This window comes from Streptomyces sp. NPDC018610 (assembly GCF_044391765.1).
Taxonomy (GTDB): Bacteria; Actinomycetota; Actinomycetes; order Streptomycetales; family Streptomycetaceae; genus Streptomyces.
Window position 1 is genome coordinate 12,225 of sequence record NZ_JBISAL010000003.1, and the last position, 12,919, is coordinate 25,143.

General features: G+C 73.7%; 10 protein-coding genes. 7 read left to right on the forward strand and 3 right to left on the reverse strand.

What is annotated here, in order from left to right:
• Nucleotides 1-174: 174 nt before the first annotated feature.
• Nucleotides 175-1,884 (reverse strand): hypothetical protein, encoded by a 1,710-nt coding sequence (locus tag ACH5A8_RS09610; RefSeq protein WP_398999850.1) that lies wholly within the window; start codon nt 1,882-1,884, stop codon nt 175-177.
• 198 nt (nt 1,885-2,082) lie between these two features.
• On the opposite strand from ACH5A8_RS09610, the gene radA reads away from it, so the two are divergent.
• Complete coding sequence (gene radA, locus ACH5A8_RS09615; protein WP_398999852.1) at nt 2,083-3,492, forward strand: DNA repair protein RadA; 1,410 nt, start codon at nt 2,083-2,085, stop codon at nt 3,490-3,492.
• Between the two features lie 82 nt (nt 3,493-3,574).
• Nucleotides 3,575-4,699, forward strand: coding sequence for a DNA integrity scanning diadenylate cyclase DisA (gene disA, locus ACH5A8_RS09620; protein ID WP_398999854.1), 1,125 nt, complete (start codon nt 3,575-3,577; stop codon nt 4,697-4,699).
• Nucleotides 4,700-4,785: 86 nt separating this feature from the next.
• Here disA and ACH5A8_RS09625 read toward each other — a convergent pair whose 3' ends face one another.
• Nucleotides 4,786-5,625 carry a hypothetical protein gene (locus ACH5A8_RS09625; protein WP_398999857.1) on the reverse strand — a complete coding sequence of 280 codons (840 nt, stop codon included), beginning with the start codon at nt 5,623-5,625 and terminating at the stop codon, nt 4,786-4,788.
• A gap of 668 nt (nt 5,626-6,293) precedes the next feature.
• Between ACH5A8_RS09625 and ACH5A8_RS09630 the strand changes: the two genes are divergently transcribed.
• From ACH5A8_RS09630 to cseC, 5 genes are all read left to right on the forward strand, one after another.
• Nucleotides 6,294-7,256: an A/G-specific adenine glycosylase gene (locus tag ACH5A8_RS09630; protein ID WP_398999859.1), complete on the forward strand. Its 963-nt coding sequence runs from the start codon at nt 6,294-6,296 to the stop codon at nt 7,254-7,256.
• A gap of 327 nt (nt 7,257-7,583) precedes the next feature.
• The gene (locus ACH5A8_RS09635) at nt 7,584-8,123 is read left to right on the forward strand and encodes a SigE family RNA polymerase sigma factor (protein ID WP_164586009.1); all 540 of its coding nucleotides are present in this window, start codon (nt 7,584-7,586) and stop codon (nt 8,121-8,123) included.
• Nucleotides 8,111-8,797: a hypothetical protein gene (locus tag ACH5A8_RS09640; protein WP_398999861.1), complete on the forward strand. Its 687-nt coding sequence runs from the start codon at nt 8,111-8,113 to the stop codon at nt 8,795-8,797. Before ACH5A8_RS09635 ends, ACH5A8_RS09640 begins: the two co-directional genes overlap by 13 nt.
• Nucleotides 8,798-9,090: 293 nt before the next feature.
• Nucleotides 9,091-9,792: a two-component system response regulator CseB gene (cseB, locus tag ACH5A8_RS09645; protein WP_398999863.1), complete on the forward strand. Its 702-nt coding sequence runs from the start codon at nt 9,091-9,093 to the stop codon at nt 9,790-9,792.
• 11 nt (nt 9,793-9,803) lie between these two features.
• Nucleotides 9,804-11,165: a two-component system sensor histidine kinase CseC gene (gene cseC, locus ACH5A8_RS09650; RefSeq protein ID WP_398999865.1), complete on the forward strand. Its 1,362-nt coding sequence runs from the start codon at nt 9,804-9,806 to the stop codon at nt 11,163-11,165.
• A gap of 129 nt (nt 11,166-11,294) precedes the next feature.
• Here the strand turns inward: cseC and ACH5A8_RS09655 are convergent, their stop codons facing one another.
• The gene (locus ACH5A8_RS09655; protein WP_398999867.1) at nt 11,295-12,884 is read right to left on the reverse strand and encodes an MDR family MFS transporter; all 1,590 of its coding nucleotides are present in this window, start codon (nt 12,882-12,884) and stop codon (nt 11,295-11,297) included.
• Nucleotides 12,885-12,919: the final 35 nt, after the last annotated feature.

Consider the following 12,919-nt stretch of genomic DNA (forward strand, 5'->3'; position numbering starts at 1 on the left):
CCGGTGGATCAGCGCGCGGCGTCAGATGCGGTGCATCGCAAGGCGGAGGGTCGTCCACATACTGGGCGTATTCGGGCGATCCGACAACGCGGCGTGGGGGTGCCCCCTGCTCGAAGAGCTTGGGGGAGTGCCGTAGCTGTCGTCGCGCGCCCGCCGGGGATCACGGGACAGCCCTTAGCCGTTCGACGGGCTCGGAGCGCCGGTGTCCTGCGGGGAGGACGGCGGCGGGCCGTCCGGAGCGGTCGGGGGCGGCTCGGTGGGCGTGGACGGCGGAGGGGACGCGGGCGGCGTGGTCGGCGGGGGCTCCGAGGGGTCGGCGGTGGTCGTGGGAGTGGGGGTGGGTCCCGGCTCGCCGGGCGGCGACGGGTCGGCGGGCCGCGTGGAGGCGGAGGGGCTCGGTGCGGTGCCGTAGCCGTCGATGGTGACGACGGTGCGGGCGGGCGAGATCACCACCCGGCCGCTCCAGTGGCCGGACGGCTCGCGCAGGGGGTCGACGTACACCTTGACCGTCACCGTGCCGCCCGGTTCCAGCGTTCCGGAGGAGCGGCTCAGGTAGAGCCAGGGCGCGTCGGTGGTCGCCGACCAGCGGACCGGCGCGGACCCGGACGCGGTCAGGGTGACGAGCGTGGTGTCCCCGGCGGTCGCCGCCGCCACGGTCAGCCGGCCCTCCTCGTGCCCGGCGCCACCGGCCGCGACGACCGCCACGGAGACCCCGGCGCGGGTGCCGGGTCCGTCGGCCGGTCCGGGGCCCGGGCCTGCGTCGGCGGTGGTCACGTAGCCGCCGCTCGGGGCCGAGCCGGCCGGGGCGCCGGGATCGCTCGCGTCGCGCGCGGTGGCGGAGGGGCCGGCCGGTCCCTCGCCGGTCGGGGTGCCCCGGTAGGCGGCCCACAGGGCCAGCACGGGGGCGGCGACCACGGTGGCGACGACCGTCGTCGTGACGGCACGCGCGCGCATCCGGTCCCTGCGGGCGGCGCGGTCCTTGGGGTCCATCGGGAATCCCCGCCGGTCGAACCTAGGGGTGGTGCCCCGCGCGCGCGGGTGGTGCGTCATGGCGACGCGCAGGGCCGCGCGGGGTGCGGTGAGGACGGGCAGTTCGGCGGGGGTGACGCTGGCGCCGGGCCATCGGCCGGGGACGGCGCGCTCGGCGGTGCGGCGGCAGCGCGGACAGTCGTCGACGTGCCGGACGAGTTCGCGCCGCAGCGCCGTGCTGAGCACGAACCCGCCGCTGCCGGCGAGCACGGCCACGCCCGGGCAGCCGGCCGCCTCGACGACGGCGAGCGCCGCCCGGGTGCGCTCCACCTCGCAGGCGGCGGAGGCGAGCAGTTCGCGGGCGGTGGCGAGGCCGGTGCCGAGGACCGCGGCGACCTCGTGGCCGGCCAGGCGGTGGCGGACGGCCAGTTCCAGGGCCTCCCGCTGCTCCGGGGTGGTGCCGGCTGCCTCCGGCCAGGCCAGCAGCGCGAGCTGGCGTCGCCGGATCTCCCGGACGTCCTCGGGGACGGGCGGGGCGGATCGGTCCGGGCGCTGCCGGTGGCCGTCGGGACGGCCGGCGGCGTGCGTGCCGGCGCGCCGTTGTCCGGCCGCGGCGAGCCGGCGCAGGCACGCCCAGCGGGCCAGCGCGTAGAGCCAGGCCCGGTACTCCGTCCCGTTCTCCGGGCCGCGCTGTCCGCGCCGCTCGGCGCACGCGAGCGCTTCCCCGAGGGCGGCCGTCGCCGCGTCGTGGTCGCACAGCACGGACAGGCAGTAGGTGAACAGTCCGTCGAGGTGCGGCTCGTAGCAGGCGGGCGGGTGCTCGGCCAGGGTGCGCGCGGCGGAGCGGTCGCGCGCCTCGCGGTGTGCCCGGTGCGCACCGGTCGCGCGGGTCGAGGTCTCCGGACTGCTGCTCATCACCCGTGCGACCGTAGGCGGCCGAGGTTCGTCCGTTCTTCCCCGTTGCGCACTTTTAATCCGTACGGGTGAAACGATCCCTCAAAAGAGGAGGGGCGTCTTCCGTATAAGCGGATGGGATCATTCCACACCTCTCTGTTCGAGTCTGTTCGAATACGGTGGGGCGCGTTGTCAGTGGCGGCGGCTACGGTTTCCCCCATGGCTGCCCGTACGAAGACCACCAAGGACCGCCCGTCCTACCGCTGCACGGAATGCGGCTGGCAGACGGCCAAGTGGCTCGGCCGCTGCCCCGAGTGCCAGGCCTGGGGCACGATCGAGGAGTACGGCGCGCCCGCGGTCCGCACCACGGCGCCGGGCCGGGTCACCACCTCCGCCCTGCCCATCGGCCAGGTGGACGGCCGGCAGGCCACCGCCCGCTCCACCGGAGTGCCCGAGCTGGACCGGGTGCTCGGCGGCGGGCTCGTCCCCGGCGCGGTCGTCCTGCTCGCGGGCGAGCCCGGCGTCGGCAAGTCCACGCTGCTGCTGGACGTGGCCGCCAAGGCCGCGAGCGACGAGCACCGCACGCTGTACGTCACGGGCGAGGAGTCGGCGAGCCAGGTCAGACTGCGCGCCGACCGCATCGGCGCCATCGACGACCACCTCTACCTCGCCGCCGAGACCGACCTGTCCTCCGTCCTCGGCCACCTGGACGCGGTCAAGCCCTCGCTGCTGATCCTGGACTCGGTGCAGACGGTGGCCTCCCCCGAGATCGACGGCGCGCCCGGCGGCATGGCCCAGGTGCGGGAGGTGGCCGGCGCGCTGATCCGCGCCTCCAAGGAGCGCGGCATGTCCACGCTGCTGGTGGGCCACGTCACCAAGGACGGCGCGATCGCCGGCCCGCGCCTGCTGGAGCACCTCGTGGACGTGGTGCTGCACTTCGAGGGCGACCGGCACGCGCGCCTGCGCCTGGTCCGCGGCGTCAAGAACCGGTACGGCGCGACGGACGAGGTCGGCTGCTTCGAACTGCACGACGAGGGCATCACGGGCCTGGCCGACCCCAGCGGCCTGTTCCTGACCCGGCGCGCCGAGCCGGTGCCCGGCACCTGTCTGACGGTCACCCTGGAGGGCCGCCGCCCGCTGGTCGCCGAGGTGCAGGCGCTCACCGTCGACTCCCAGATCCCCTCCCCGCGCCGTACGACGTCGGGGCTGGAGACCTCCCGGGTGTCGATGATGCTGGCCGTGCTGGAGCAGCGGGGCCGGATCAGCGCGCTGGGCAAGCGGGACATCTACTCGGCGACGGTCGGCGGCGTGAAGCTGTCCGAGCCGGCGGCCGACCTCGCCGTCGCCCTCGCCCTGGCCTCGGCGGCCAGCGACACCCCGCTGCCGAAGAACCTGGTCGCGATCGGCGAGGTGGGCCTGGCGGGCGAGGTCAGACGGGTCACGGGCGTGCAGCGGCGCCTGGCGGAGGCCCACCGCCTGGGCTTCACGCACGCGCTGGTGCCGGGCGACCCGGGGAAGATCCCACCGGGGATGAAGGTCCTGGAAGTGGCCGACATAGGGGACGCGCTGCGGGTGCTGCCCCGCTCCCGCCGCCGAGAGGCCCCACGGGAGCAGGAGGACCGCCGGTAGACTTTGCCCTGGTCTCGCCCGTCCGTACGAACCGTGTGTGCGAAACGGGAGCGCCTGAAGAACCCGCGACCGGAGGAGTGCAGTGGCAGCCAACGACCGGGCAGCAGCTCCCGGAAAGTCCGGTGGGAGTTCCGGCGCCGATGGCCTGATGCGCGCCTCGCTGAGCGCCGTGGCGCCCGGCACCGCTCTGCGGGACGGACTGGAGCGGGTGCTCCGCGGCAACACCGGCGGCCTGATCGTGCTGGGTTCCGACAAGACGGTCGAGACGATGTGCACGGGCGGTTTCGTCCTGGACGTCGAGTTCACGGCGACCCGCCTGCGCGAGCTGTGCAAGCTGGACGGCGGCATCGTGCTGTCCTCGGACCTGTCGAAGATCCTGCGGGCCGGCGTGCAGCTGGTGCCCGACCCGACGATCCCCACCGAGGAGACCGGCACCCGGCACCGCACCGCGGACCGGGTCAGCAAGCAGGTCAACTACCCGGTGGTCTCCGTCTCCCAGTCGATGCGACTGATCGCCCTCTACGTCGACGGCCAGCGCCGCGTCCTGGAGGACTCCGCGGCGATCCTCTCCCGCGCCAACCAGGCCCTGGCAACGCTGGAGCGGTACAAGCTCCGCCTGGACGAGGTGGCGGGCACGCTGTCCGCACTGGAGATCGAGGACCTGGTGACGGTCCGGGACGTCTCGGCGGTCGCGCAGCGCCTGGAGATGGTGCGCCGCATCGCCACCGAGATCGCCGAGTACGTGGTCGAGCTGGGCACCGACGGCCGCCTCCTCGCCCTCCAGCTGGACGAGTTGATCGCGGGCGTGGAGCCCGAGCGCGAGCTCGTCGTCCGGGACTACGTCCCCGAGCCCACCGCCAAGCGCTCCCGCACGGTCGACGAGGCGCTCGCCGAACTCGACAAGCTCTCCCAGGCCGAGCTGCTGGAGGTGTCCACCGTCGCCCGCGCGCTGGGCTACACCGGCTCGCCCGAGACCCTGGACTCGGCGGTCTCCCCGCGCGGCTTCCGCCTGCTGGCCAAGGTCCCGCGGCTGCCCGGCGCCATCATCGACCGCCTGGTGGAGCACTTCGGCGGCCTGCAGAAGCTGCTCGCGGCCAGCGTCGACGACCTCCAGGCGGTGGACGGCGTCGGCGAGGCGCGGGCCCGCAGCGTCCGCGAGGGCCTGTCCCGGCTGGCGGAGTCCTCGATCCTCGAACGGTACGTCTGACCCGCCGGGCCCTCGCCCGCCGCCGGATCCCCGCCGGCGCCCGAAGGACGCCTCACGGCCCGTTGCCCCGCGGCGGCGCCGTCCGCTCAGTCGGCCGACAGCACGAACGACGTCTGCAGCTTGCCGTACCCCGGCACCTTCGCCTCCACCAGGTACGTCCCCGCCGCGGCCGAGCCCGCCGGGGGTGTGGCGCACCGGGGAGCGCTCGGCTTGCGGTCCCAGCGCACGGTGTGGGTGACGGCGCTGTTCGCCGGCACCTTCAGCAGCAGCTTCCCGGCCGTCTTCGGGCAGTCGTCCGAGGACCAGTAATCGTCGCTGCTGCCCGCCGGACTGACCGTGATCACCGCGGACTTGGGCCCGAGGTCGACCTTGCAGTCCTTGCCGCCGGTGCTCTTGGCGACCAGTTCGAAGGTGGGCGTCTCGCCGGGGCCGTAGGAGTTGTGGACGCTGCGCAGGCTCAACCGGACCGTGCCGGTGGTGCAGTCGGGGAGCGTGCTCCCGGCCGGCAGCGCGGCGCCCGCGCCGTCGCCGCTCCCGGAACCGGCCCCCGAGCCGTCGGCGGACCCGCCGGAACCGCTCCCGTCCGAACCGCCGGAGCCGCCGGAGCCGTCACCGCCGCCCGCGCCGGGACCGCTTCCGGTTCCGGTTCCGGGCCCGGCGGAGTCACCGCCGCCGGACTCGTCGCGTCCGCCGGGGCGTTGGCTGATCGCGGGACCGGAACCGGAGGGTCCCGGCGTGATGGTGGACGGGGAGGGGTTCTTGCCGTCGGCCGCGCCGCCGTCGTTCCGGTGCCCGCCCCCGCCGCCCGAGGTGGTGATCCAGACGATCAGCAGGGCCAGCAGGGCGACTCCGGACACCAGAAGCACCCGCCGTCGCCAGTAGATGGAGGCGGGAAGCGGCCCGATCGGATTGCGCAGAGATCCCACGGCCCAAACTGTACGAGAGATCGTCCACTTACCCCGCGCCACCCGCCGCGCCGACCACAACTTTTCCGGATCATCATTCCGGAACACGCCCGCCAGTCGCCGTCGTTGACGGACACCGACCCCGCGCGGTCGCGCAGGGTGACGGGATTCCGGTGCCGGGTACGGTCGGTGACGAGGCGTCGCATACGCAGTCGAGGTGGGCGACGTGCGGCGAGGCTGCGCCGACCGGTTCCGTCGGCCTGGCGGCTCCGTTGACCTGGCGACTCCGTCGGCCTGGCGGTCGTTGTGCCGCTGCCCCGTCGGCCCGCGGGGACGCGCCCGGCGGACGCGGCGGTGACGCGCACGCCGTACGGGACAGGAGCCGGGCAGACCGGCCGCCACGCCCCGGGCGCGTACGGGCAGGGCGCGCGCAGGGGGAACGGCGGCCGCCCTCGTCGCCGCCGGCCACTCCCCCACCCGCCCTCGCGAACGCACGCGCCGACACCCCGCCCCGCGCCCCGGTCCCTGCCGCCCACCCGCCCGGACCGACGCGGCCTCGAGTCGGCGTACCCCCGAGCCGGCGCCCCGGCCGACGTCCCCGAGGCGGCGCACCGGCGCCCGACGGCGACCCACCGCCCGGCCTCACCTCACACCGGCTCGCACCGACACGTGGCAGGATCGGGAGGGTCATGACTGCGCCCACACTGCCCCCGCACAGCAGCCCCACTGCCCCGGCCCCCGCCACCGACACCTCCGCCGACGCCCCTGGCACCCCGCTCGGCGAGACCCTGCACACCCAGGTCATCACCTGGTTCGAGGGCAACGCCCGCGACCTGCCCTGGCGGCGCGCCGACGCCGGCGCCTGGGGTGTGATGGTCAGCGAGTTCATGCTGCAGCAGACGCCCGTCAACCGTGTGCTGCCCGTCTACGAGCAGTGGCTCCAGCGCTGGCCGCGCCCCGCCGACCTCGCCAAGGAGGCGCCGGGCGAGGCCGTCCGCGCCTGGGGTCGGCTCGGCTACCCGCGCCGCGCCCTGCGCCTGCACGGCGCCGCGGTCGCCATAACGGAACGGCACGGCGGCGACGTACCGACCGAGCACGCCCAGCTGCTCGCCCTGCCCGGCATCGGCGAGTACACGGCGGCGGCGGTCGCCTCCTTCGCCTACGGGCAGCGCCACGCGGTGCTGGACACCAACGTCCGGCGCGTCCTGGCGCGCGCGGTCACCGGCGTGCAGTACCCGCCGAACGCCACCACCGCCGCCGAACGCCGGCTGGCCCGCACCCTGCTGCCCGAGGACGAGCGGACCGCGGCCCGCTGGGCCGCCGCCTCGATGGAGCTGGGCGCACTGGTGTGCACGGCGAAGAACGAGTCGTGCCACCACTGCCCGATCGCCGGTCACTGCGCCTGGCGGCTGGCGGGCAAACCGGAGCACGACGGCCCGCCGCGCCGCGGGCAGACGTACGCCGGCACGGACCGGCAGGTGCGCGGCAAGCTGCTCGCCGTGCTGCGGGAGGCGCACACGCCCATTCCGCAGGCGGCACTGGACCGGGTGTGGCACGAGCCGGTCCAGCGGGCCCGCGCCCTGGACGGGCTGGTCGCCGACGGTCTGGTGGAGCCACTGCCGGGCGGGCTGTACCGGCTGCCGACGTCCTGACGCGCGGTCAGCCCACAGGCGGGTGACAGCCCCAGGGATGGTGCGGGGGCTCCGTGTCACAGACACACGCACCATCCAGGGGGGCAAAACCCCCTGAAACCGGACTAAATGGGACTGCCTCCTTACCCCGTCCCGTCGTCCGTTACACAACCGACGTACAGCCGAGGGCTGGCCGCAGGCTGCTTCGGACAGCGCCGTGACAACCCCTCCGTACCTTCAGTTGCGTGCCGGACAGGCACCGGGCGGCCGCCGACCACGGCCGTTCGCATCACAGCTTGGGATCCGGCCGCACACGGGCCGGAAAACGGGGAGCGGAGGCGGTTGATCATGGCGCAGGGCGAGGTGCTCGAGTTCGAGGAGTACGTGCGTACCCGGCAGGACGCGCTGCTGCGCAGCGCACGCCGGCTGGTGCCGGACCCGATCGACGCCCAGGACCTCCTGCAGACCGCGCTGGTGCGGACGTACGGCCGCTGGGACGGCATCGCCGACAAGCGGCTCGCGGACGCCTACCTGCGCCGCGTCATGATCAACACGCGGACGGAGTGGTGGCGGGCCCGCAAGCTGGAGGAGGTCCCCACCGAGCAGCTCCCGGACGCGTGCGTCGAGGACTCCACCGAGCAGCACGCCGACCGCGCACTTCTTATGGACATCATGAAAGTCCTCGCTCCCAAGCAGCGCAGCGTCGTCGTGCTGCGACACTGGGAGCAGATGTCCACGGAGGAGACGGCCGCGGCCCTCGGCATGTCCGCGGGAACGGTCAAGAGCACGCTGCACCGGGCGCTCGCCCGGCTCCGCGAGGAGCTGGAGGCACGCGATCTGGACGCACGCGCGCTGGAGCGTGAGGAGCGGGAGCGTTGCGCGGCCTGACCGGCGAGGCCGGTGTCGACCCGGAACCCGACGGTGTTCCGGGCACCTTCCAGGCGGCGTTCACGACGGTCGTCGTGCTCGCCGCCCTCGCCCTTCTGGTGTCCGCCTGCGGCACGGGCGGCACGGGCGCCCGTGACGAGGGACCGGCGCACGCCGGCAACTCGGTGGCGGGCGCCGCGGCCTCCGCCTCACCGGCCCCCAGCGAGTCGCCGCAGCCCAAGGTGGACGCGGTGAGCCTCGTGAAGGACGACCCGAAGGTGTCGGCCACCGTGAAACACGGTCTCAAGCCGTGCGCGGCCGACGAGTACCCGGTCGACGTGTCCTACGGCAAGCTGACCGCGGGCTCCGCCGACGACATTGTCGTCAACGTGCTGACCTGCGGGGACGCGGTGGGCGTGGGCGCGTATGTGTACCGTGAGCGGGGTGGCCGGTACGAGAACGTGTTCGGGACCGAGGGACCCCCGGTCTACGCGGAGATCGACCGCGGGGACCTCGTCGTGACCAAGCAGGTGTACGAGAAGGGCGACCCGGTGTCGAATCCTTCCGGCGAGGACGTGATCACGTACCGCTGGTCCGGCACCGACTTCGCCAAGGCGTTCACCACCCACAACGAATACAGCAAGGCCGTCGGCGGGGGCGCCTCGGCCTCCCCGGTCCCCGACCCGGACAACTGACGGCGGGACAATGCCGGTGACGCGGTCCGGACGGACCGGCCGGACCGGCGGCCCGGCGGCCCGGACGTACGGCGGACGGGCGGGTACCGGACAGGCGGGTACCGGACGGACGTGCACCGGGCGGACGGCCGATCGGCGCGCGCGGACGCGAGTGAACCGTTCGGGGCCGCCGGTCCGATGTACCGGTGAAGGCACGCCGACGGCCCGTCGCGATCCCGTACGGGTGAACGCCGCGCACGTCCACACAGTGAACGCAGCATTCGAAGAAAAAGACGAGGACTGAGAGCACCGGGATGGCAGAGCAGACCCACGTCCTGTTCGTCGAGGACGACGACGTCATCCGCGAGGCCACGCAGCTCGCCCTGGAGCGGGACGGCTTCGCGGTCACGGCGATGCCCGACGGGCTGTCGGGGCTGGAGGCGTTCCGGGCCGACCGCCCGGACATCGCGCTGCTCGACGTGATGGTGCCCGGCCTCGACGGCGTCAGCCTCTGCCGCCGCATCCGCGACGAGTCGACGGTCCCGGTGATCATGCTGTCGGCGCGCGCCGACTCCATCGACGTCGTCCTCGGCCTGGAGGCGGGCGCCGACGACTACGTGACCAAGCCGTTCGACGGCGCCGTCCTGGTCGCCCGGATCCGCGCGGTGCTGCGCCGCTTCGGGCACGCGGGAGGCGGACGGGCCGGCGCGGACTCCGCCGAGGCGGACGGCGGGGTGCTGACCTTCGGCGACCTGGAGGTCGACACCGAGGGCATGGAGGTGCTCCGGGCGGGCCGGCCTGTGGCGCTCACCCCGACCGAGATGCGGCTGCTCCTGGAGTTCTCCTCCGCGCCGGGCACGGTGCTCTCCCGGGACAAGCTCCTAGAGCGGGTGTGGGACTACGGCTGGGGCGGCGACACCCGGGTCGTGGACGTCCATGTGCAGCGGCTGCGCACGAAGATCGGCCAGGACCGCATCGAGACGGTCCGCGGCTTCGGCTACAAGCTGAAGGCCTGAGCGGGGCGGTCATGCGGGGGAACACGCGACGTCTGCTGCCGAGGTGCCTGGCACGGCCGGGCATCCGTACGGGGCTGAGGTGGAAGCTCAGCGCCGCCATCGCGCTGGTCGGCGCTCTGGTGGCGATCGCGCTGAGCCTGGTGGTGCACGACGCCGCCCGGGTGTCCATGCTCGACAACGCGCGCGACCTCGCCGACACCCGGCTCACGCTCGCCCAGCCGATCTACGAGCGTCCCGGCCGGCGCCCGGCCTCCTCCGTCTTCAAGATCGACGATCCGCTGCTGCCGCCCGTGCTCCAGCGCAAGGTCCAGCAGGGCCGCCGGGCCACCTACGTCACCGACCACCCGGGCGGGGCCCCCGACATCTGGGCGGCCATGCCGATCAAGGGCGGGCATGTGCTCTCCCTGCACACGCACTTCACCGACCGCAGCGCCAACATCCTCAGGGACCTCGACCAGGCGCTGGTCATCGGCTCGATCTCGGCCGTCCTGGGCGGCAGCGCCCTGGGCGTGCTGATCGGCGGACAGCTCTCCGGCCGGCTGCGCAAGGCCGCCGCCGCCGCCAACCAGGTCGCCAAGGGAGAGCCGGACGTACGGGTCCGGGACGCCATCGGCGGTGTCGTACGCGACGAGACCGACGATCTCGCGCGCGCCGTGGACGCGATGGCGGACGCGCTGCAGCAGCGTCTGGAGGCCGAGCGGCGGGTCACCGCGGACATCGCGCACGAGCTGCGCACCCCGGTGACCGGACTGCTGACGGCGGCCGAGCTGCTGCCGCCCGGCCGTCCCACGGAACTGGTCCTGGACCGGGCGAAGGCCATGCGCACGCTGGTGGAGGACGTCCTGGAGGTGGCCCGGCTCGACGGCGCCTCCGAGCGGGCGGAGCTGCAGGACATCGTGCTCGGCGAGTTCGTCGCCCGGCGGGTGGCGGCGAAGGACCCGGACGTCGAGGTCCGGGTGGTGCACGAGTCGATGGTCACGACCGACCCGCGCCGTCTGGAGCGAGTGCTGTTCAACCTGCTCGCCAACGCCGCCCGGCACGGCAGGCCGCCGATCGAGGTGACCGTGGAGGGCCGGGTCATCCGGGTGCGCGACCACGGCCCCGGCTTCCCCGAGGACCTGCTCGCCGAGGGCCCGAGCCGCTTCCGCACGGGCAGCTCGGACCGTGCCGGACGCGGTCACGGCCTCGGTCTGACCATCGCCGCCGGCCAGGCCCGCGTCCTCGGCGCCCGGCTCACCTTCCGCAACGTCCGCCCGGCGGGCGCCCCCGAGCACGTCCCCGCCGAGGGGGCGGTCGCCGTGCTGTGGCTGCCGGAGCACGCCCCGACGAACACGGGCAGCTATCCGACGCTGCCCCAGCAGCAGAACAACTGAGGCCGGCTGCCCCGGCAGCAGCGCGCCTGAGGGCCGGGGCCGCTCCAGCGGCAGGACGACACGCGGAAGGGCCCCCGGCTCACGGCCGGGGGCCCTTCCTGTGCGGTTGGTCGCTGCGTTGCGGGCGGCTCAGACCGCTTCCGCGACGCCCTCGCGGGCCGTGGCGTCGCCGTCCTTGGACTCGGCCGCGGCCGGCCCGGCGCCCTTGAGCGGCACCTCCTTGACGAACACCGCCACGACCAGCGCGATCACACCGATCGCCGAGCCCAGCAGGAACGCGGAGTGCGTACCGGAGGAGACGGCGTGCTGGTAGGCCTCACGGGCCGCCGCCGGCAGCTTCTCCAGGCTCTTGGCGTCGAGCTGCGCGGACTTCTCCGTCATCTTGGAGCCCAGCGCGCCGGCCCGCTCGCTCATGACGTGCTCGACCCGGTTGTTGAACAGCGCGCCCATGATCGCCACGCCGAAGGACGAGCCGAGCGTACGGAAGAGGGTGGTGGACGAGGAGGCCACGCCCATGTCCTTCATCTCCACGCTGTTCTGCGCGACCAGCATGGTGATCTGCATCAGACAGCCCATGCCGGCGCCGAGGACGGCCATGTAGAGGCCGGAGGTGAACCGGGTGGTGTCCGTGTCCATGAGGGACAGCAGGTAGAGGCCGACGACCATCAGGACGCCGCCGACGATCGGGAAGACCTTGTAGCGGCCGCTGTTGGTGGTGACCCGGCCCGCGACCATCGAGACGACCAGCATCGCGCCGAGCATGGGCAGCAGCAGCAGACCGGAGTTGGTCGCGGAGGCGCCCTGCACCGCCTGCTGGTACAGCGGCAGGAACAGCACCGCGCCGAACATCACGAAGCCGGTGATGAAGCCGATCAGCGACATCAGGGTGAAGTTGCGGCTGCGGAAGATGTGCAGCGGCACGATCGGCTCGGAGGCCCTGGTCTGCCAGAAGACGAACCCGACCAGCGCGACCACGCCGATCGCGGTCAGCTCCATGATCCGCGCGGAGGTCCAGGCGTACTCCGTGCCGCCCCAGGTGGTGACGAGCACGATCGAGCTGATGCCCAGAGTGAGCAGCGCGGCGCCCAGGTAGTCGACGCGCGCCTGCGAGCGCTTCTTCGGCAGGTGCAGCACGGCGCTGATCGCGACGAGCGCCACCGCGCCGAGCGGCAGGTTGATGTAGAAGGCCCAGCGCCAGCCCCAGTTGTCGGTGATGGTGCCGCCGACCAGCGGGCCGCCGATCATCGCCAGCGCCATGACGCCGGCCATCATGCCCTGGTACTTGCCGCGCTCCCGGGGCGGGATCAGGTCGCCGATGATGGCCATGACGCCGACCATCAGACCGCCCGCGCCGAGCCCCTGGACCGCGCGGAAGCCGATCAGCTGGCCCATGTCCTGCGCCATGCCGCTCAGCGCGGAGCCGACCAGGAAGAGCACGATCGAGGTCATGAAGGCGCCCTTGCGCCCGTACATGTCGCCGAGCTTGCCCCACAGCGGCGTGGCCGCGGCCGTGGCCAGGGTGTAGGCGGTCACCACCCACGACAGGTGCTGGAGGCCGCCGAGCTCGCCGACGATCGTCGGCATCGCGGTGCCCACGATCATGTTGTCGAGCATCGCGAGCATCATCGCGATCATGAGCGCGAGCAGGACGACTCGCACGCTCCTGGGTTGTTCGCCGGCCGGCGCGGTGTCCGTCCCGGCTATCGCTGCGTCCGCCATCGTTCCCTACTCCCCCAGCTGGACCTGGTACTTAC

Coding starts and splice junctions, on each gene's coding strand:
- ACH5A8_RS09630 (WP_398999859.1), top strand. CDS start 6,294: ATGACTGCGCCCACACTGCCCCCGCACAGCAGCCCCACTGCCCCGGCC.
- ACH5A8_RS09655 (WP_398999867.1), bottom strand. CDS start 12,884: ATGGCGGACGCAGCGATAGCCGGGACGGACACCGCGCCGGCCGGCGAA.
- cseC (WP_398999865.1), top strand. CDS start 9,804: ATGCGGGGGAACACGCGACGTCTGCTGCCGAGGTGCCTGGCACGGCCG.
- cseB (WP_398999863.1), top strand. CDS start 9,091: ATGGCAGAGCAGACCCACGTCCTGTTCGTCGAGGACGACGACGTCATC.
- ACH5A8_RS09610 (WP_398999850.1), bottom strand. CDS start 1,884: ATGAGCAGCAGTCCGGAGACCTCGACCCGCGCGACCGGTGCGCACCGG.
- ACH5A8_RS09635 (WP_164586009.1), top strand. CDS start 7,584: ATGGCGCAGGGCGAGGTGCTCGAGTTCGAGGAGTACGTGCGTACCCGG.
- radA (WP_398999852.1), top strand. CDS start 2,083: ATGGCTGCCCGTACGAAGACCACCAAGGACCGCCCGTCCTACCGCTGC.